The organism is Herminiimonas aquatilis, assembly GCF_042665175.1.
In the GTDB taxonomy this organism is placed as follows: domain Bacteria; phylum Pseudomonadota; class Gammaproteobacteria; order Burkholderiales; family Burkholderiaceae_D; genus Oxalicibacterium; species Oxalicibacterium aquatilis.
Window position 1 is genome coordinate 26,119 of the sequence record NZ_JBHTCC010000005.1, and the last position, 18,150, is coordinate 44,268.

At 53.1% G+C, this 18,150-nt stretch carries 21 protein-coding genes and 1 pseudogene; 11 read left to right on the forward strand and 11 right to left on the reverse strand.

The annotated features are described in order from the left end of the window. Nucleotides 1-4: 4 nt before the first annotated feature. From ACFQO0_RS15970 to smpB, 3 genes are read right to left on the reverse strand one after another with little or no spacing between them, the layout of a single operon-like run. Entirely contained in the window at nucleotides 5-331 is a 327-nt protein-coding gene (locus ACFQO0_RS15970; RefSeq protein ID WP_382236594.1) for a nuclear transport factor 2 family protein, read from the reverse strand. A gap of 39 nt (nucleotides 332-370) precedes the next feature. Then, nucleotides 371-1,012: a class I SAM-dependent methyltransferase gene (locus ACFQO0_RS15975; protein ID WP_382236597.1), complete on the reverse strand. Its 642-nt coding sequence runs from the start codon at nucleotides 1,010-1,012 to the stop codon at nucleotides 371-373. 29 nt (nucleotides 1,013-1,041) lie between these two features. Next, nucleotides 1,042-1,491 carry an SsrA-binding protein SmpB gene (smpB, locus tag ACFQO0_RS15980; RefSeq protein WP_382236600.1) on the reverse strand — a complete coding sequence of 150 codons (450 nt, stop codon included), beginning with the start codon at nucleotides 1,489-1,491 and terminating at the stop codon, nucleotides 1,042-1,044. 81 nt (nucleotides 1,492-1,572) lie between these two features. On the opposite strand from smpB, the gene ACFQO0_RS15985 reads away from it, so the two are divergent. Continuing rightward, a complete protein-coding gene (locus tag ACFQO0_RS15985; RefSeq protein WP_382236603.1) occupies nucleotides 1,573-2,298 on the forward strand; it encodes a TSUP family transporter in 726 nt (241 codons plus the stop codon). 483 nt (nucleotides 2,299-2,781) lie between these two features. Next, on the forward strand, nucleotides 2,782-3,192 hold the full coding sequence (locus ACFQO0_RS15990) for a GreA/GreB family elongation factor (RefSeq protein ID WP_382236606.1): 411 nt from the start codon (nucleotides 2,782-2,784) through the stop codon (nucleotides 3,190-3,192). Nucleotides 3,193-3,559: 367 nt separating this feature from the next. Here the strand turns inward: ACFQO0_RS15990 and ACFQO0_RS15995 are convergent, their stop codons facing one another. Next, nucleotides 3,560-4,240, reverse strand: coding sequence for a MarC family protein (locus ACFQO0_RS15995; RefSeq protein ID WP_382236609.1), 681 nt, complete (start codon nucleotides 4,238-4,240; stop codon nucleotides 3,560-3,562). A 56-nt stretch (nucleotides 4,241-4,296) separates the two neighbouring features. Next, on the reverse strand, nucleotides 4,297-5,223 hold the full coding sequence (locus ACFQO0_RS16000) for a DedA family protein/thiosulfate sulfurtransferase GlpE (RefSeq protein WP_382236612.1): 927 nt from the start codon (nucleotides 5,221-5,223) through the stop codon (nucleotides 4,297-4,299). Between the two features lie 203 nt (nucleotides 5,224-5,426). Here ACFQO0_RS16000 and ACFQO0_RS16005 point away from each other — a divergent pair, with 203 nt between their 5' ends. Beyond that, nucleotides 5,427-5,615: a hypothetical protein gene (locus ACFQO0_RS16005; RefSeq protein ID WP_382236615.1), complete on the forward strand. Its 189-nt coding sequence runs from the start codon at nucleotides 5,427-5,429 to the stop codon at nucleotides 5,613-5,615. Between the two features lie 47 nt (nucleotides 5,616-5,662). Here ACFQO0_RS16005 and asd read toward each other — a convergent pair whose 3' ends face one another. The 4 genes from asd to ACFQO0_RS16025 all read right to left on the reverse strand — a co-directional run bounded on the left by asd (nucleotide 5,663) and on the right by ACFQO0_RS16025 (nucleotide 10,208). Then, nucleotides 5,663-6,514 (reverse strand): archaetidylserine decarboxylase, encoded by an 852-nt coding sequence (asd, locus tag ACFQO0_RS16010; protein ID WP_382236617.1) that lies wholly within the window; start codon nucleotides 6,512-6,514, stop codon nucleotides 5,663-5,665. Nucleotides 6,515-6,579: 65 nt separating this feature from the next. Next, nucleotides 6,580-6,807 carry a hypothetical protein gene (locus tag ACFQO0_RS16015; protein ID WP_382236620.1) on the reverse strand — a complete coding sequence of 76 codons (228 nt, stop codon included), beginning with the start codon at nucleotides 6,805-6,807 and terminating at the stop codon, nucleotides 6,580-6,582. Between the two features lie 77 nt (nucleotides 6,808-6,884). Beyond that, nucleotides 6,885-8,822, reverse strand: coding sequence for an AsmA family protein (locus ACFQO0_RS16020; RefSeq protein ID WP_382236623.1), 1,938 nt, complete (start codon nucleotides 8,820-8,822; stop codon nucleotides 6,885-6,887). A gap of 216 nt (nucleotides 8,823-9,038) precedes the next feature. After that, nucleotides 9,039-10,208, reverse strand: a complete 1,170-nt coding sequence (locus ACFQO0_RS16025) for an NAD(P)H-dependent flavin oxidoreductase (protein WP_382236625.1) — start codon at nucleotides 10,206-10,208, stop codon at nucleotides 9,039-9,041. A 183-nt stretch (nucleotides 10,209-10,391) separates the two neighbouring features. Between ACFQO0_RS16025 and ACFQO0_RS16030 the strand changes: the two genes are divergently transcribed. From ACFQO0_RS16030 to ACFQO0_RS16040, 3 genes are all read left to right on the forward strand, one after another. Beyond that, complete coding sequence (locus ACFQO0_RS16030) at nucleotides 10,392-11,090, forward strand: VIT1/CCC1 transporter family protein (protein ID WP_382236628.1); 699 nt, start codon at nucleotides 10,392-10,394, stop codon at nucleotides 11,088-11,090. Between the two features lie 83 nt (nucleotides 11,091-11,173). Beyond that, entirely contained in the window at nucleotides 11,174-12,118 is a 945-nt protein-coding gene (locus ACFQO0_RS16035) for a DnaJ C-terminal domain-containing protein (RefSeq protein ID WP_382236631.1), read from the forward strand. 11 nt (nucleotides 12,119-12,129) lie between these two features. Then, complete coding sequence (locus ACFQO0_RS16040; RefSeq protein ID WP_382236634.1) at nucleotides 12,130-12,447, forward strand: chaperone modulator CbpM; 318 nt, start codon at nucleotides 12,130-12,132, stop codon at nucleotides 12,445-12,447. 16 nt (nucleotides 12,448-12,463) lie between these two features. Here the strand turns inward: ACFQO0_RS16040 and soxR are convergent, their stop codons facing one another. After that, nucleotides 12,464-12,922: a redox-sensitive transcriptional activator SoxR gene (gene soxR / locus ACFQO0_RS16045; RefSeq protein ID WP_382236637.1), complete on the reverse strand. Its 459-nt coding sequence runs from the start codon at nucleotides 12,920-12,922 to the stop codon at nucleotides 12,464-12,466. 123 nt (nucleotides 12,923-13,045) lie between these two features. Here soxR and ACFQO0_RS16050 point away from each other — a divergent pair. Beyond that, nucleotides 13,046-13,624, forward strand: a pseudogene (locus tag ACFQO0_RS16050) (NADPH-dependent FMN reductase). Between the two features lie 101 nt (nucleotides 13,625-13,725). Here ACFQO0_RS16050 and ACFQO0_RS16055 read toward each other — a convergent pair. Next, nucleotides 13,726-14,625, reverse strand: coding sequence for a DMT family transporter (locus ACFQO0_RS16055; protein WP_382236638.1), 900 nt, complete (start codon nucleotides 14,623-14,625; stop codon nucleotides 13,726-13,728). A 328-nt stretch (nucleotides 14,626-14,953) separates the two neighbouring features. Here ACFQO0_RS16055 and ACFQO0_RS16060 point away from each other — a divergent pair, with 328 nt between their 5' ends. The 4 genes from ACFQO0_RS16060 (at nucleotide 14,954) to ACFQO0_RS16075 (ending at nucleotide 18,136) form a co-directional block, all read left to right on the forward strand. Beyond that, a complete protein-coding gene (locus ACFQO0_RS16060) occupies nucleotides 14,954-15,742 on the forward strand; it encodes an oxygen-binding di-iron domain-containing protein (protein ID WP_382236640.1) in 789 nt (262 codons plus the stop codon). 129 nt (nucleotides 15,743-15,871) lie between these two features. After that, nucleotides 15,872-16,798 (forward strand): ABC transporter ATP-binding protein, encoded by a 927-nt coding sequence (locus ACFQO0_RS16065; protein ID WP_382236643.1) that lies wholly within the window; start codon nucleotides 15,872-15,874, stop codon nucleotides 16,796-16,798. Between the two features lie 10 nt (nucleotides 16,799-16,808). After that, the gene (locus tag ACFQO0_RS16070) at nucleotides 16,809-17,570 is read left to right on the forward strand and encodes an ABC transporter permease (RefSeq protein WP_382236646.1); all 762 of its coding nucleotides are present in this window, start codon (nucleotides 16,809-16,811) and stop codon (nucleotides 17,568-17,570) included. Nucleotides 17,571-17,737: 167 nt separating this feature from the next. Next, nucleotides 17,738-18,136 carry a lysozyme inhibitor LprI family protein gene (locus tag ACFQO0_RS16075; RefSeq protein ID WP_382236649.1) on the forward strand — a complete coding sequence of 133 codons (399 nt, stop codon included), beginning with the start codon at nucleotides 17,738-17,740 and terminating at the stop codon, nucleotides 18,134-18,136. Nucleotides 18,137-18,150 lie beyond the last annotated feature (14 nt).

Genomic DNA, 18,150 nt, shown 5'->3' on the forward strand with positions numbered 1-18,150 from the left:
GTATTTATTGAATTTCCAGATGCACGATACGATCATCGCGCAGCCTGAATGTATAGTGCAGAGTGGCCGGGCTACCTGGAAAATTCCCCGTGACTTTGGCTGCTACGACGATATCGTCAGCTTGCAACACTACGGTCGTTACCTCTGCAACCGCAGCGTATTTTTCTCCCGTGTCTTTCATCCAATTTCGAATTGCAGCCACCCCGCGCCGCTCCTCTCTTTCATCCTGCACGACTGCATCTTCGGCAAAATAATCATGCAGATTACGCGTATCACATGCATTCGCGGCGGCAAAATAATCGGCGATGGGCTTCGGCAGATCGGCAGACATATGACTCCTTTGAGCAATCAGAAAACAAGGCAGGTGAAATCAGGATTTGCGCCACACCGACGCTAGCCAAGGCTGCTGTTCACGCGGCAATCCCGGCGGTCGATAGTAATGTTCAAGTTCAATGAAACCCGCATCCGTCATGAATTGTCGCCAGGCGGGCAACTCGTGATAAGTGCCATAACGATCGCCATGCCACCCTTCCTGATTCTCGCCGCGCGGATTGGATGTAAACAAGACGCCGCCCGGTTTCAAGGTCGCGTGCAATTCCTTCAGCACTCTGGGCAATTCCTGACTAGGCACATGGAACAGGGAGGCATTGGCGAACACGCCATCAAAGCGTTGTGCCGGTATATCCAGCTTCAGAAAATCCTGCTGCCACACTTCGCACTGTGCATAATCGCGCGCCATCTGCGCAAATTCAGCGGAGCCATCCAGACCTACCGGCTGATGACCCAATTCGATCAACGTTTTCAGATCGCGGCCAGGCCCGCAACCCAGATCCATAATACTGAAAGGTGCTGCGGCCTCGATATATTTCAATAGCGACTGGATATTCTGGCTGACATCGTGCGAACGCGTGCCCTCCCAGAATGCGGTGGCGCGCTGATTGTAATGATCCAGCGTGACTGCGGTGATCTGCCCCAACGCTTGCACATCTAGTTTTTTATCTGAATTTTGCATCGGGAATTATTGCGTTTTGAACAGTGAGATTAGCGGCGATGTATCTTCATGATTTTTTGATGCTCGCGCTGCCAGTCGCGTTCTTTCTCGGTATTGCGCTTGTCGTATTCCTTCTTGCCCTTGGCCAGCGCAATCTCGCACTTCACCCGCCCTTGTACCCAATGCAGATTGACAGGCACCATCGTAAATCCGGATTGATCGACCTTGCTGACCAGTCGCTTGATTTCTGCTGCATGCAACAAGAGCTTGCGCGTACGTATCGCTTCCGGGTGATCGAACGACGATGTGCTGTTCAAGGCGCTGACATGCGCACCGAACAGGTAAATCTCGTTATCGCGCGCAATCACGTAGGCTTCTTTCAGCTGCACTCGGCCGGCACGGATCGCCTTGACTTCCCATCCTTGCAATACAATTCCTGCTTCGTAGCGGTCTTCAATGAAGTAATCGTGAAACGCTTTTCTGTTATCTACTATCGTCATGGCACTCTCTATTAATACCGGCAGTGTAACGGTCTGCAGCACAATCTGCACTGGCGGCCATCGCGCGCGTCGTTTGCGTACATGATTTCCTACCTCTTTGTCCTGGTTGCAGGCTTGTTTGCCGGCGGTATCAGCGGCATCATCGGTACAGGCTCATCCATCATTCTGTTGCCGATACTGGTTTTCACCTTTGGTCCCAAACAGGCCGTACCCATCATGGCGGTCGCAGCGGTCATGGCGAATCTGGCGCGTGTATTGGCATGGTGGAAATTGATCGACTGGCGCGCATTCGCTGCATATTCGATCACAGGTATTCCGGCAGCCGCAGTCGGCGCGCGCACCCTGCTCGCGCTGCCGTCCACTCTGATCAATATTTTTCTGGGCATCTTTTTTATTGCGATGATTCCGGTGCGCCACTGGCTGATACTGCGCAACTTTCGCCTGCAACTATGGCAGCTCTCGATAGCAGGCGCCCTCATCGGCTTCCTGACCGGCGTAGTATTGTCGACAGGGCCACTCAGCGTACCCGCGTTTACATCATACGGGTTGATCAAAGGCGCATTCCTCGCAACCGAAGCGGCCAGCTCGCTCTTTCTGTACGTCAGCAAGATCATTACCTTTGGCGAGCTCGGCGCCATGCCACCGGATATCTTCATCAAGGGTTTGCTGGTAGGTGCATCGCTGATGGCAGGCACCTTCGCCGGAAAAATTGCAATACTGAAATTAAGCGATCAGGCTCACCGCTACTTGCTGGATATCTTGCTATTATTTTCCGGCTTGTCGCTGCTGTGGGCTGCATTGCGTTAATACTATTTTCAAACGCAAGAAGCGCCGCACGGCATTGTCACGGCGACAGCATGCACCCTTGCGGTTGACGTAAATCTGCAAACGGCTATACTCGTGCTCGCTGCGCATGCTTTGCGCGCAAACACTAACGTCTATCATCTCTTACATTGTTGTAATGACCCTCGCGCCAACTTTCCTGTCGAAACGCATTCGTTCTGCGCCGAACACGGAATCCTTGCGCGCGCATTTTTTGCATGCGATGAGCGTCTCGGCCATTGCACATGGCGTGGCCGAAATTTACACGCCATCGTCTTTCACAAGAGACCTCGCCTGCCTCTCTTAGGCTCGGCGAGTATCAGCAGGAACGAAGTTTCGTTCCCTCCTATCACTCCCGAGCCACCACTCTGAACCTTCCTTTTGTTGATGCATGCGTAGTCACGCGCATCAACATTGCATTGCCATTTCTGGCCTGCCTTCAACGGTCGGCCATGGAGAACTATTGTCATGAAAAATCAACGTATCCTGAAACAAAACGATGCTGCCATCCTGAGCCGGCTGGCCGAACAATTACTCCGTCTGGGCGAAGTTGAATTCAATGCCGGCGAAGAACTGCTCGACATGATTTCGACTGCAAAGATACTCGCAGCCGGTACCGAGCGTAAGGATTGCGCTGCGCTGTATTCAGTCGTGACGTACTCGCCGGCAAATATTGAGGACAGGCGCAGCGTCACGATAGTTTGCCCACATGAAGCCAATCCTCAACTCGCACATGTATCGGTATTGTCTCCAATCGGTCTGGCATTAATCGGCAGAAAAACCCTGCACATCGTTGATGTCGCCCTGCCATCCAAGCGGATGGAAAAAATCAAACTACTTGAGGTAGCCAATGCAGACATGACCAGCGAGGTGGAATAGCCATGAAACGTGCGACTGCACTCTATCTGCTTGAAAGACGACGACGCATACGCAAATGCCTGTACGCGATCATCGCCATCTGGACAGCATGCATCGCGGCGGCTATCACGCTGGAATAGTACGTATTGTCTTGAGAATCACTGGCGATGCGCGCTTTTCAGACGAGGGGGAATGGTTCAGGCAAAGATTGATATTCAGCTTTTGATCGATATATCAAACCGCATGCTTGAATCAAGTTCCGAAAAGCGCGATGCCTTGTGCAAGGCTGGTGGCGATGCGAGATAAAGCCATTGCCGCATGCCAGTCCCACAGGACTCGGGGAATCAGGTCTAACGCACGCCTGTTCCCTGCTCATAGGAGGATCGCTTCAGCCTACGGATATTCCCGCTTCATTCAACAAGCCGAGAACACCGTGCCAGAAGATTTCTATGCCTATGCACAACAGGATGAAAGCAGACAAACGCAGCAAGACCATCGTGCCGAGCGGGCCAAGCAAGTTCAGCAGCTTGTTTGCATAGTTGTAGCAGAGATAAATCACCACAGAGGTGAGTGCCGCGCCGAGCGCCGCACTGCCGACGGAGACCACCCAGTCGAGCACGCGCGTCGGGGTATTGGCACCCAGCGTAATCGATGCGGCAATTGCACCCGGCCCCACCGTCAGCGGAAAACTGATCGGATAAAAGCTGCGAACCTTGAAGTCCTCATCCGACCATACTTCTACCTGCTTGGTCGCGACCTGCGCCCGAATTGCATCATGCGAATTGTCGTTCAACAGACGCCAGCCGGTCACCATCACCAGGATGCCGCCGCCTATGCGCACGATGGGCAGCGATATCCCAAAGAAATTAAGCACATGCGAACCGATGAACATCGCGCCGACCAACATGAGAAAGCAGTTGAGGGCCACTTGCCGCGCCAAGCGCTTTTGCGCAATGGGGCCGATATTGCCATGCAGGCTGGCAAAAACCGGTGCATTACCGAAAGGATTCAGAATCGGCAACAAGGTTACCGGGATCAGGATGGCCGCCTTCAAAAACAAAATCAACATGCTGGTACTTCCATCGTGGATGAGCGGCGACTGACAGCATCGGCTATAAAATTTTTCTAATTGGTATCGACCGAAAGACCCGCAGCAACCCACGCGTCTATCCCGCCGGTCAATGGCCGTACCCGTGTGTAACCTCGCTGCATCAGCTTCTTGGCCAAGCGTGCCGCCGATGCTTCATTCGGACAGGAGCAATAGATAATGACCTCCGAATCCGTCGTTGTATTCACCACCAGCGCACTGATATCGTCATCGGTCAAGACGTGTGCACCGGGAATGCGGCCACTTTGCTGCGACAGTTCTGAACGAACATCAATGACCATGGGCGGATGTTCAGTTTTCAATAATTGATCCAGCTCTTCGACCGTAATACGCGCCATACGCAACTCTTTGATGAAGACATATCGTTGCCACCATTTCTTCGCGATGTAGACGGCCAATGCCAGCGCCACCAGGACAATTCCCCACTTGCCGAGGCTGGCCAGAATATCCAGCAAATCAGCAACGGCAGAGCTGAACAGCGATCCTAGAAAAATTGCCGAACCCGCCCACAAGGCAGCGCCCAGCGCATCGAAAAAAATGAATTTTGCGGGACGCGTGCCGATCGCACCTGCAAGCGCACTTGCAACCGATGCGAAGCCGGGGATGAACTTGGCAACCAGTAATGAGGCCGGACCGTAACGCAGGTAAATCGATTCGGTTTGCCGCACGCAAGAATCCGGTGACAGTGAAATGCGGCACAAACGTGCCATCACACTGGCGCCGTAACGGCGACCGGCCTGATACCAGGCAAAATCTGCGATCAAGGCGGCGATAACGGCGACCAACAGCAGCATGGGTCCGGAATATTCGCCGCGCCCCAGCAAGGCTCCAGTGATCACCAGCGTCGGATATGCGGGCACCGGTGCACCCAATTGCTCTATCAATACATTGCCAAAAACAAACAGCAAACCGTATTGCTCGATCAGTTCCAGTAGAAAGCTCATAGTATTCAGTCAGCAGTAAAGTCAGCTTGATGCCCGATTATCGGGACAGTGAAAGCATAGCAGGCAGAGGCGGGACACGTTCGCCGATTTCAAATGTCGGTGAAATGATAGGGTTGATGAGTAAAGATATACGCATCGTTCTGTTCGAATCATTTCCAGATAGTCTGGTCCAAAAGCAGACTGGATCAAGCAAGGAGAATGACATGAGCAAAGCAGGAAAAAACAGGCCGAATGAAATCGGTGCCGATCGCGAGAAAACCAAACCTGCGGACAAAAAACCCGAGCATTCGGTCAAGCAAGCCCAGCCACTCAAGCCCGCCGATCTCAAGGAAGACGAAAAACTACATGGCTTGGTGGATGAAGACCATCCCTTCCCGCCCAAGGGAAATTGACGCAAAGCGATAACTACGAAGCAGATGGGCTGTGGAATTGCAGCCTGTTATTGCGTGTTTGCACTGCCCATGGTTTCGCCCATACGGACTGCGCCCTCCGCAGACCACGCCGCATTGAAAGCCAGCGTTTTGGCCGGAAACAGCATGACTACGGTGGAACCGAGCAGAAAGCGGCCCATCTCCTCACCCTTTTTCAAGCTGATGAATTGCTTGTCATAGTGCCATTCGCGCACGACACCTAAACGCGCCGCATTGACGACGCCATGCCACACCGTTTCCATGCTGCCGACAATCGTTGCGCCGACCAGTACCAATACAAACGGACCGGCCTCACCTTCGAATACGCAAACGACGCGCTCATTGCGCGCAAACAACCTGGGGACGCCACGTGCGGTGGTCGGATTGACCGAGAACAAATCCCCAGGCACGTAAATCATGCGCATCAGCCTGCCATCGCATGGCATATGGATACGATGATAGTCGCGCGGGCTTAAATACAGAGTGGCAAAGCTGCCGTTCTCGAATCGCGCACCCAATTCACGATCGCCACCCACCAGTTCGGTGGTCGTGTAGCTGTGGCCTTTGGCCTGAAAAATCTGATCTGTATCGATCGCACCGAATTGACTGATCGCACCATCGACCGGGCAAATATAGGCAGCGTCCGCCATCGGCCGCGCACCGTTGCGCAGTGCGCGCGTAAAAAACTCGTTAAAACTGGCGTAGCTGTGAATATCCGGGTTCGCCGCTTCGCTCATGTTGACGTTGTACTTGCCGATAAACCAGCAAATCAGACCCGTCGTCAAGCGCCCCGCCTTTGCTCCGGCGACTTTGCCGGCAAAGATGGTCAATGCCTTTTTAGGCAGCAGGTATTGCGGAAGTACAGGCAGGCGATTGGACACAGTTAGTTGGGCGAGGTGATAAAAGGGTGACGTGAGGGTGGCGTGATTGCGGCGTTAGTTGTTGATTATGCTGGAGAGACCACGCGGGTGACGGTAATGCGGTCGATAAAAAACTCCCCGTCTACACATGCGCGATGCGGCACCTTGGCCAGTTCAAAGCCGCGATTTTCATCTTCCATCCACATTTTCACGAGCGTCTCGAACTCTTCGGGATCCAGGCGCAACATCTGCGCCGAAATCACAAACTGCGCGCCATCTTTTTGCTTCTTGACAATATCTTCTATGAGAGCCATGGACCATCCTTATTCCGCAACAAAAACTGCCGACATCATAGCTTTTGTTTCACTTCTATTCCATCAAATGCGTGATTTCAGTCACGGGCTTGACGTTTCGCTTTGCTGTTGGCGGCTTTTGCCTTCTGTGAAAACACCTGGTGACAGGGATCGGATTCGGGATTGGCACCATCCCACAGGGAAGTTGCAATGATACTCAGGCCGCTCGTAAAAATGGCCGCACCCACTCTGGCGATGGCGCCGACCGCACCGGATTCATCCAGGCTCATTTCCGGTTTGACGAGCTGACCGGTAATTTTCACGCTATTGGCAAAGGTCGAGATACCCAAATTGACGCCCGAGCGTGCTCGGACCCGGCCATGCAAATCCAGCGTCTGATCGCGCAAATCAATATTGCCACTGGTGAGTAACTGACTGGCGTCGCTGCGCGCACCGACAATGCTCTCGCCATCAGCCAAACCGGAATGGAACGGCAAGCGTGCACTGACACAGGAGAGGTCGACACGATCCGAATCCTTGGCCGAGAACAAACCGGTTAGCCAGAATTCAGCCTGCCCGGCCTTGGGAGAAAGAATTTTTGCCGGCCCAACCTGAATATCAACAGGACCGGTTATTGTTGCAGCAAGTTGATTCATCGTGCTTCCCAGCGCGGCGATCTTTGCATCGACCTTCATCTTGCCGCCGGAAATATTTATATTCTTGCCGGTTTGCTGAAACCACTGCTCGAGTGTCACATCCTGCATTTGCAGGTTCAGCTGCACGGCCTTTTGACTGCCATCGAAAGATGCATCGCCGGCGGCCGTACCGCCCAGCAATTTCCCTGAGAATTTATTCACCGTCATGCGATCGTCGTTGACGCTTATCTTCGCGCTGGCATCCGTAACCTCTATACCGGAGCGCAGTTTCAATGCCGCGATGCTGGCATCAATTTTTCCTTGCGACCCGTTCAGCGCCACCAGCAGATGCCATGCTAGCGGGTTGTCACGGAATAGTTGATCTGCCTTTTTTGGCTGCAGCGGTGGTTGTCCCGCATCCAGAAAGGTCTGGATCATGTCGACACGATCTGCACGCAACTGCGCACTGAACACTGGTCTTTTGCCACGCAGATTGAGCTGGCCTTCGCCCGACAAATTCATCTTCCCCAATTGCAGCTTGAGATCCTTGAAATCGGTCTTCTTGTTGACTGTATGCAGCGTGACACTGGCCTTTAATGGTGCAGGCGTTCCCTGTTTCTTCCCGAGAAAACCAAAAAATTCCTGCGTCGAAGGTGCATCGATGGCAACTACCAGATCAAAGTTGTTCATGGCAAGATCCAGTGGAATCCGTCCGCTGATAATCGCCGATGCCTGCCCCGACTTCGCGTTGACCACGCCATTGCTGACCGCGCCATCCTGTCCCAAAGAAGAGATATCTTCTATCTTGCCGTCAAGCTGAAGCAGATGGTTATCGCGCTCCAGCTGCATATCAAATTCAACATCGCGCAAATCTTGACGTCCACCGGCAACCAGGCTTTGTATCTGCCAGGTATTCGCCTCATCGTTGCCGCGACGAAAGCGAACGCGGCTATTCTTTGCGCTCACTGTCGTCAGCGCCATGGAAAATGATGACAACGCTTTCTCACCTGGAAATTCCCAGCTGCGCCTGCCATCATTGGCGACGTTGAAATTCGCTTTCAGCCCGTCAAAGTAAAGCCCGCTAATGACGAATTTCCCCGTCAGTAAAGGAAGGAAAGCGAATTCCACCCGCATATCTTCAGCATCGAACAGGTATTTATCTCTCGCCCAGTCTGGATTCGAGAGCATGACATTCTTGGCATGCAGTTGCGGATACGGCAATAACTGCAGTGCCAGATCACCTATCATCAGATCGCGCGACCATTCCTGACGCGCCTTGTCACGCGCCAGCTCTTTCAGATGCTTGCCATCAGTGAGTGCGGACAAGGTGATGATGCCGATCACGCATGTCAGCACCACACCGGATACGACCCACCATAATGCTTTACGCCCTTTGCGCATACCGCTGTCCCCGTGAAAACCATATTTCCAAGCGAATCAACGCTTTAATCGCCAACACAAGCCCGCACGTCTAGGGTGCAAACATGAGGCAACGGCAGCGATTGATAGTGGTCGAGGATATAACAGTTAGCACGTGTCGTCACGCCAGACTTGACGAGAAAGAACGTAGGACAAACAGACTTTAACTACTTGGAGAGCACCGTCAGCTACGCGGCCCTATCTTGCAGCAACCAGTGTCGGATTGACCCTATTGAGCAAATAGTCGATCAGTTCACGCACAGGACGAATCGCATTGCCGAATGGGAGGGGTTCCGAACCCCTGAAGAACAAGCCGCGCTCGACATCACCTTTCAGCGCAAAGCCGAGTTGCGTATCGATGCAGAACTGTCCGGCCTTCGCGATTCCATCCCGTAAACCGCATTGGTGAAGGCAATCGAAACCTACCGTGCAATCCTTGGGTCCGGCCTTGCCCTGAAGCTTGACTTCCTTGTCGAGATAATTGCTCAACCATTGCGTTTTGACCGCGCGCGCCGGCAAGCCTGCACAACTCATGAAGGTCACGATATCTTCCGGTTGCGCGCGCGTGAGTACCTGCTTGAAGTTGACATGTGCATCGCCTTCTTCCGACACGGCAAATGCCGTTCCTAGCTGCACCGCGCTGGCCCCCATGCCGAATAATTCATTGACCTGCTGCGGATTGTGGATGCCGCCAGCGACGATCAATGGGATTTTTTCAGACGCGATGCCGAGCTCCTGAAACAACTTCAGCGTCCCCTCCAGCACAACAGAAAATGCAAAGTGCGGATCGTTCACGCTGTCCAGACCGGCTGCGCCTAAATGGCCGGCAGCATATTGCGGATTTTCGATCACGATGGCGTCCGGCAAGCGATTGCGCCGCATCCATTTTTTGAGTATCAGCGCAATGCCGCGTACGTCAGACAAAATCGGTAGCAAAGCGACGTCAGGATAGTCAGCTGTCAACTCGGGTAAATCCATGGGCAAGCCAGCACCCACCACGATGGCGTCGGCACCACTCTCACAAGATTGTTTAACATAGGCCGAATACTCGGCGACTGCGCGCATGACATTGACTGCGATCATGCCGTTACCGCCAGCAATTTTTTTAGCGGCCTTGATTTCACGATCGAGCGCAATCAGATTGACGGCGTCAATCAAGGTCTTGTCGCGCGACTTCTCGGTTTGTTCCATCAGATCCGCATGATGGCGACGCAAATCGACACTGGAAATTGTGCCCACTGCACCCAGCTTTGCGACATTGCCTGCCAGGCGATGTGCAGAAATGCCCACGCCCATGCCGCCTTGCACGATAGGGAGCAGCAATTTATTTTTCAGCTTCAATTTCGGGAATGCAGTATTCAACACCATGTTCCTTCGCTTGCTATTTGGATACGACGAATGTAGCAAACAGGGCTGAGAAAAAATTGACATGGATCAAAAATGATCAGAACTAAGATGAGATGCTGGCCAGGCAAGATGCTTGGTGCAATGCATCTTGCCCTGCCAAAATGATAAAGTGCAATAACAATCAAACGTTCAATAAGGCATCGCATGCATCGCCACCATCACTCAGAAAATCATCGCAATGATCGCATCGGCTGGTTACGCGCAGCCGTACTTGGCGCTAACGACGGCATCATTTCAACCGCCTGCCTGATGTTGGGCATCGCCGCTTCGAATGCCGGGCGCAGCGAATTGCTGGTGGCAGGCGTTGCCGCACTGGTCGCTGGCGCCATGTCGATGGCCGCAGGTGAATACGTATCCGTCAGTTCGCAGTCAGATACGGAAAATGCCGATCTGGAACGTGAACGCGGGGAACTACGCGACCAACCGGTTGCCGAACACAATGAGTTGGCATCGATTTATGTGGGGCGCGGCCTCACACCGGAGCTGGCAACACAGGTGGCGCAGCAGTTAATGTCACATGATGCACTGAGCGCACATGCTAGAGACGAGTTAGGCATACACGACATTACGGCTGCGCGCCCGATTCAAGCCGCCGTGACCTCGGCACTCACGTTCTCGGCCGGTGCGGCATTGCCTTTGCTCACAGCAGTGATCGCCCCACCCCACTTGTTGACGGCTCTGCTCGCAGGCACTTCGCTGTTTTTTCTGATCGGTCTGGGCATGCTGGCAGCCATGGCTGGCGGCGCTCCAATGTTGCGCTCGGCGCTACGCGTCGGTTTTTGGGGAATACTTGCGATGGCGATTACTGCCGGCATAGGCCGGATTTTCGGCACCATCATTTAACGTTAATGCGTCCGTCAACACGCAGGACTGAATATTCATCCTGATATTGAATTTTTTGAAATCAGACACACAAGGCTGCCTCCATGAAATTCAAGGATTACTACGAAATACTGGGCGTCAAACGCGATGCCACGCAAGATCAGATCAAGAGTGCCTACCGCAAACTGGCGCGCAAGCTTCATCCTGATGTTTCGAAAGAGCCGAATGCCGAAGCTCGCTTTAAGGAAATGGGCGAAGCCTACAAGGTACTGAAGGATCCAGAGACGCGCGCATCCTACGATCAACTGGGTGCCAACTGGCAAAATGGCCAGGACTTTCAGCCGCCACCGAATCCAGATGCAGGTTTTGAATTTGGTGGTCGAGGCGGCCATGCAAGTTTCGGCGATGCATCTGATTTTGGTGAATATTTCGAACAGATGTTTGGTCGTCAAACCGGTTTCAGCCAGGGCCGGCGACGCACTATGCACGCGCAAGGGGAAGACCATCATGCGAAGGTACAGATCGATCTTGAAGACGCTTATCACGGCGCCGAACGCAATATCTCGTTGCGCATGCCGGTCGTTGATGAGAGCGGTCATGTAGTCACCAAGGATCGTACGCTCAGTGTCATTATTCCAAAAGGGATACGTGCCGGACAAACCTTGCGTCTGTCCGGCCAGGGTGGTCCTGGTGTCGGTGAAGGCAAGGCCGGCGACCTGTATCTGGAAATCGTTTTCCGTCCGCATCCGCGCTATCGCGTCGACGGTCGCGATGTCTATGTCGATCTGCCGCTCGCACCATGGGAAGCCGCACTCGGTGCCAGCGTGACGGTACCGATACCTGAAGGCTCCGTTGAACTGACCATTCCTCCAAATTCGATGGCAGGACGCAAGCTGCGCCTGAAGGGAAAAGGTATACCCGGCAAGGAAACCGGTGACTTGTATGTCCTCCTGACCATTGTCTTGCCACCAGCCGATACTGAACAAGCGAAGGAGGCCTATCGCAAGCTGCGGGAAGCCATTCCCTTCGATCCTCGCACTGCTTTGTAAGGACGTTCATCATGAGTAAAACAGTGATCAACTATCTCGAATGTCAGGTTGTCGAAGAGGACATCCGTCTAACTTTGCTTGAACTGTGCCAGGCAACGCATGCATCGGAAGAAACAATTACGTCACTGGTGCAGGAAGGCGTGCTCGAGCCGGTGGGACAGCAGCCGCAGGAATGGCAATTTACAGGTACTTCATTACGTCGCGCAAAACTGGCACAACAGCTGGCGGAGGAATTGGAAATCAATACCCCCGGCGTCGCATTGGCGCTGGATCTGCTCGAACGTATAGACATACTGCAAGCACAACTGACACGACTGAGTCGACATTAAACAAACGAATTACCCTTTATTCCGGATCAAGCAAGCGTGGTCCGGCCCCCTGCTCGGCGAGCGTGTCCATTGGATTGCGCAGCTTGCAGTTTTCTATCGACAGGCAGCCACAGCCTATGCATTCATTCAATTGATCGCGCAACTGCAACATCTTTTCAATGCGAGCGTCCAGCTCCAGTTTCCACTTAGCCGAAAGACGCGCCCAATCCTTCGCGGTCGGTGTGCGTGATTGCGGCAAAGTCGCCAGCGCCACACCAACTTCCGCTAACGGAATGCCGAGGCGCTGCGCAACCTTGATGATGGCCACGCGCCGCAACACATCGCGTCCGTAACGGCGTTGATTTCCGGGATTGCGCCGACTGGCGATCAAGCCTTTCGACTCATAAAAATGAATCGCCGACACTGCCAAACCGCTACGACCGGCCACTTCGCCGACCGTCAGTTCCTTGTGCATTTGCTCGTCATCCAGCATCATCAACTCCTGCTTGACCTTAACTTAAGTTGAGGTTTTACACTTACTTGCAAGCAGATGCAACAGTGCTGTTCATGCACAGAGCAATATCAATTTTGTATTTCATTTCGATGGAGAGCAGCAACGATGACCGACACTATCAATGTGGTCTTGATCTATGGCAGTGCGCGCGATGGACGTTACTGCGATACGGTCGCGAAATGGGCCCGCGCGCAGATTCTTGCGCACAAAGCATTTTCGCTGGATATCGTCGACCCCGCAGAACTCGCAATACCGCTCAGAATGTCACGCAATGAAAGCGGCGATCTGGATCTGTTGAAAGAACGCATAGGCACTGCAGATGCCTTTGTGATCGTCACGCCTGAATACAATCACGGTTAGCCGGCAGCGCTCAAGCATCTGATTGATTCTGTCTATGGCGAGTGGCAGGCCAAGCCGGTGGCATTCGTATCTTATGGCGCAGCATCAGGAGGCTTGCGTGCGGTCGAACAATTGCGTCAGGTCTTTGCCGAATTGCATATCGCGTCTATGCGCAACACCGTCAGCTTTGCCAATGTGTGGGAACAATTCGACGAGCAAGGCAGACTACACGCGCCCGAACGGCCGGAAAAATCGATGAGCATGATGCTGGCGCAACTGCAGTGGTGGGCAGTCGCATTGAAGAATGCGCGCATGCATACGCCTTACGATCTGGTGGCGACCTGAGACGTCATATGGCTCATCGCGCATCTGCATCTAATCGCAACGCTGATCTGTTCGGGCAACTGCCTGCTCCAGCTATCGCCGAACAGGATCTGCAATTGCCTTCAACGGCGTGAAGACACCACGATCCCGCCAACGATCAGCACAAAAGCAAACGCATGATAAAGATGCGGCACTTCGCCCAGGAAGGCTGATGACATGATCGCCGCAAACAGCGGCGTCAAATTACTGAAAAAACCTGCCACAGTCGGGCCAACGCGTTGCACGCCCAGCCCCCAGCAACGCAAGGCAATGATCGCAGGACCGATCGCAACGAATAGCAGCGCCGCGATCAGCGGCCAGCCCCAGTCTATCTGCGGAGCGCCGATCACCCATTCACCCGCAGCAAACGCGCCAGACCACACCGCGCCAAAAGCGACTTGCGCCAGCAAAAAAGCAATCCAGTTAGCACGTATTTCGACCGGGTCTTTCGGCAAGGTCAGCAACCAGCTATAAAAAGACCAGACAATCGCCGCCAGTATCATCAGGATATCGCCAGCCACCAGACGCAAGGCCAGCAACTGGCGCAATTCGCCCCGGCTCAGCACCAGCAACACGCCCGCAATTGACATGGCGGCGCCGATAGCCTGTTTGAGCGATACGCGTACGCCGAAAAATAGTGAACCTATCATCAGCATCCAGACCGGCATACTGGCCGCGACCAGGGTGACATTGATAGGCGATGAGGTTTTCAACGCCAGATACTGCAAGGAGTTATAGAGACCTACGCCAAGCAAGCCGAGCAAGGCAAAGCGTCGCCAATGTGTCCACATCTCGCTATTGCGACGGAATATCCAGGTCGCAAACGGCAGCAAAATCAATGCGGCAATCGACCAGCGGAAAAAATTCAGCGTAATCGGCGGCACCAATCCATTGACCGACCTGCCAACGATCGCGTTACCCGCCCACATCAATGGGGCAATCGTGAGCAACAGTGCGGTCGACGGTGTTATTTTTTGATTCATGTACAAAAGACGATGGCAAACATGCGATGGATCGCGCGCGAGGACAGTCGCGGCGACATTCAGCACCGAAGGATACTTGATATCGCTGACAACGTCCTGACGCGAAGACGGCAAAACTCATGGCGCACCGATTGAAAGCCGTTGCGCACGTTTTGACTTATATCAAAAGGACACTTCATCACACCACGCATACTCGGCTACCGTCTGCAATCAAGTAACAGCCAAGGCCTGTAGCAAAAAGGAGCCCGCCCTTGCCTCCGCTTACTGCAACAGACTCGTCACAACGTCGACGCAATCATTCAAACAATCTATTCGCGCAGGAACATGCATGGCAATTGAACTGTATAACGACGGCAATCACATTTGCCTGATGTTTTCCGATTTGGTGGAAGAAGATGGCGAATCAGTGCAATCGAACCAGTTTTTGATCGTTCAAGATGGCAACGGCATATTGCTCGACCCCGGTGGTGTGTTGACCTACAACGAGTTGTACATGGCCATGAGCCGATTTTTCCCGCCGAAGAAACTGAAATATGTATTCGCCTCGCATGCCGATCCCGACATCATTGCATCACTGCCGCGTTGGTTGAACGGCTCTGAGACCAGCTTGTTAATCTCGCGCATATGGTCACGCTTCGTGCCGCATTTCTGCCCGCAAGGTAAAACCGAAGGCCGCATCATCGAATTGCCGGATGAAGGCACTTTGCTACCATTTGGCAGCACCACATTCCAGATTCTGCCGGCTCATTTTTTACATGCAGAAGGCAATCTGCAGTTCTATGACCCGGTCAGTAAAATTCTCTTTTCCGGCGATATGGGCGCATCAATGATGCCGGCACATCTGAGTATGTCCACCGTCACCGATTTCGATCAACACCTGCCGTTCATGCGTGGTTTTCATACGCGCTATATGGTGTCGAACAAGGTCTGTCGTTATTGGGCGGCGATGGTGCGTGAAGTCGATCCCGAATGGCTGGTGCCGCAACATGGCGCACCGTTCAAAGGCAAGGAAATGATTGCTCGTTTTCTGGATTGGATAGAAGGACTCGATTGCGGTGTCGATTTGATGACACGCGCCATGTACATGGCGCCTCGCACCGTCAATATATCCATATGAGCAAATGATCAGCGAGACCGGCACTCGCAGCGCGCCGATCAATAGACGCTACCCCGAATGATGTGTTCAAAAGCACGAGAACACCATACACACTACAATCTATGCCATCGGATTTTATGCGGGGCTAATTTGCAATCCATCATTTCGGTCAAGAACCTGACCAAACAATATGCATCCGGCTTCCAGGCGCTGAAGGGAATCGATCTCGACATCCGTCGCGGCGAAATCTTCGCCCTGCTCGGCCCTAACGGCGCCGGCAAAACCACGCTGATCAATATCATCTGCGGCATCGTCAATCCCAGCGCAGGCACTGTGCTGGCTGACGGCCACGACATCATTACCGACTATCGCGCGGCACGGGCCAAGATCGGCCTGGTGCCGCAGGAGCTTTCCACTGACGCTTTTGAAACTGTCTGGGCCACCGTCAACTTCAGTCGTGGCATTTTCGGCAAGCCGCGCGATCATGCGCATGTGGAAAAAGTCTTGCGCTCGCTGTCGCTGTGGGACAAAAGAGATTCCAAGATTTTTGCCTTGTCTGGCGGGATGAAGCGACGCGTGATGATCGCCAAGGCCTTGTCGCATGAACCGCAAATCTTGTTTCTCGACGAGCCGACCGCAGGCGTCGATGTTGAATTGCGCCGCGACATGTGGGAAATGGTACGCGGCTTGCGCGAAAGCGGCGTGACCATCATTCTCACGACGCACTACATTGAAGAAGCGGAAGAAATGGCGGATCGCATCGGTGTGATTCGCAAAGGTGAAATCATTCTGGTCGAGGAAAAAGCGGTGCTGATGGCCAAGCTTGGCAAAAAGCAGTTGCGCCTGCATCTGCAACGCCCGCTTGCAGATATCCCGGCAGAACTCGCAAGTTCACAACTGGAACTCACGCCCGACGGCAACGAATTGATTTATACCTTCGATGCGCAAAGCGAGCAGACCGGCATCGGCGAGCTGTTGAAGAAACTCGGCGAACACGGGATCGATTTCAAGGATCTGCAATCCAGCCAAAGTTCGCTGGAAGAAATTTTCGTTAGCTTAGTGCACAGCAAAGATTAAGAAGACAACCATGAACATTTACGCAATCCGCGCCATCTACCAATTCGAGTTGGCACGCACCTGGCGCACGCTGATGCAAAGCATTGCATCGCCGGTTATCTCCACCTCATTGTATTTCGTCGTGTTCGGCGCGGCCATCGGTTCGCGCATGGTCGAAGTCAATGGCATCAGCTACGGCGCGTTCATCGTACCTGGCCTGATCATGATGGCATTGATGACGGAGAGTATTTCCAACGCATCGTTCGGCATCTTCATGCCCAAGTATGCGGGAACTATTTATGAAATTTTGTCGGCACCGATTTCATACGTAGAAATCGTGATCGGTTACGTAGGCGCAGCTGCGACCAAATCCATCATCCTCGGCGTATTGATTCTTGCCACCGCGCGATTGTTTGTCGCATTCGACATTGCACACCCAATCTGGATGCTGACCTTCCTGATTTTGACAGCGGTGACATTCAGCCTGTTCGGCTTCATCATCGGCATCTGGGCAACCGGCTTTGAAAAATTGCAGATCATTCCCATGCTGATCGTGACGCCGCTTGCCTTCCTTGGCGGCAGCTTCTACTCGATCAGCATGTTGCCGCCGGTATGGCAAAAAATCGCGCTGGTAAATCCTGTCGTCTATCTGATCAGCGGATTTCGCTGGAGTTTTTACGGCGTGTCCGACGTCAGCGTGACTGTCAGCATAGCGATGACACTGGTATTCTTGACTCTGTGCCTGACTGCCGTCTGGTATATTTTCAAGACCGGCTATCGCCTCAAGGTTTAAGTGCTAAAGAACCCTGAGCAAACTGCAGCCTGCTTTGTTGACGTGACTGATAATATCAAGCAAGCTATCTGTGCAAGTCAGCTTGCATGAGCCGACAACACGCTACTGAGCAGGCTACTGAGCACGCTTCTGACACTACTCTTGTTCACTCTTCACGAAAAAATAATATGAAAAAACTTACCTTGCTCTTTTTTTCCCTGCTTCCATTTTCCGCATTTGCACAGCAAATCGATCCTTGCATAGGCAAAGGCTCCGCGCAGGAAATGAGCGTATGTGCAAAAGCCGAATACCAAAAAGCCAACGACAAACTCGACAATACTTACAAAGCTTTGGTAGCGCAGATGCCTAAAAAAGATATCGACGGCATTCCATATGCTGCCGTCAAAAAGCAATTGAATATTGCGCAACAGGCGTGGAGCGGATTTGTCGAACAGGATTGCAAAACCGTCAGTGTCTACAACACTGGCAGCGTCTTGAAAGATGTCGAATACTATAGCTGCATGCGCTTGCATACAGAAACGCGCGCGCAGGAACTGGGTAAATTTGTAAACCGCAAAAAAGCGTAATTACAACGATGCAG